At 64.3% G+C, this 1,300-nt stretch carries 2 protein-coding genes; both read left to right on the top strand.

From position 1 onward, the window contains the following. On the top strand, positions 1–485 hold a 485-nt coding region (locus AC1D0P_RS25705), incomplete at its 5' end, for a TolC family protein (RefSeq protein ID WP_477679314.1). 15 nt (positions 486–500) lie between these two features. After that, positions 501–1,300 (top strand): redoxin domain-containing protein (locus AC1D0P_RS25700; RefSeq protein ID WP_477679313.1); only part of this gene is annotated, 800 nt, incomplete at its 3' end.

The raw sequence follows: 1,300 nt of genomic DNA, 5'->3' as shown, positions 1-1,300 counted from the left end.
ACACCTCGGGCAGCATCACTTCCCCGGCCGATATTTCGGTGCGTTCACGCTCCGGCCAGGTCGGCATGAGCCTGACCATTCCTCTCTACGCCGGCGGCGGCGTGCAGGCGCGCGTTCGCGAAGCCGTGGCCTTGAAGGGCAAAGCCGGGGAAGACCTGGAAGCGGCGCGCCGCCAGGCGGCAACCCAGGCGCGCCAGGCCTTCGCCGGCGTCGTCAACGGAACGGCGCAGGTCCAGGCGCTGGCTTCGGCCATCGCGTCCAGCAAAAGCTCGCTGGACGCCAACAAGATCGGCTACCTCGTCGGCACGCGCATCAACATGGACGTGCTCAACGCCGAGCAGCAGCTGTACGCGGCCCAGCGCGACTGGTACAAGGCGCGGGCCGAAACCTTGCTCCAGGGACTGCGCCTCAAAGCCGCGAACGCCACGCTGGACGAGGCCGATCTAAGCGTCATCAACGGGATGCTGGAAACCGGCCCGCTCTGAAGTTCAAGTCAGCAAATGGCCAGGTACTCCAATCTTCTCGCCGGCGATCCGGCGCCCTGGTTCCGGCAAAAATCCTTTGCGAACCCGCGCTATGCCCTGCATGCCGCGGCCGGCCGCTACATCGTGCTGTGCTTTTTTGGGAGCGCCGCGCATCCCCTGGCCCGGGCGGCCATCGACATGGCCTTGAAGCGGCCGGATATCTTCAACGACGCGCACTGCTCTTTTTTCGGCGTCAGCCTGGACCCCGGCGACGAACGCGAGCAGCGCGTCACCGACCGCTACCCCGGCTACCGCTTTCTCTGGGACTTTGACGCGCAGGTCAGTGCGCTTTATGGGGCGGTCCCGGTAGATGCGGACCTGGAACAAAAACGCGCGGGGACGCGCCGCCTGTGCTTTGTCCTGGACCCGACGCTCAGGGTGCTGAAGGTGCTGCCTCTCGGTGATACCGGCGACATCCTCGCGCTTTTGTCATACCTCGACGGGCTGCCGGCGCCCTCGTGTTTCGCGGGCATCGAATTACAGGCGCCCATCCTCGTGCTGCCCAATGTTTTTCCGCCGGAGTTTTGCCGCGAGCTCATCGCACTTTACGAAACCCATGGAGGCCGGGAGTCGGGTTTTATGCGCGAGGAGAACGGCAAAACCGTCCTGGCCCATGACCACGAACACAAGCGACGCGAAGACTACGACATCATCGATCCCGCCACCATGAAAGCGGCGCAAGCCTGGATTCACCGCCGGGTGGTTCCCGAGATCGCCAAGGTGCACCAGTTCAAGGCTACACGGATGGAGCGTTACATCATCGGTTGCTACAGGGC

This window comes from Polaromonas sp. P1_G2 (genome assembly GCF_056405515.1).
The sequence above is the reverse complement of the archived record's forward strand: the minus strand, read 5'-3'. Positions and strand labels throughout refer to the sequence as shown.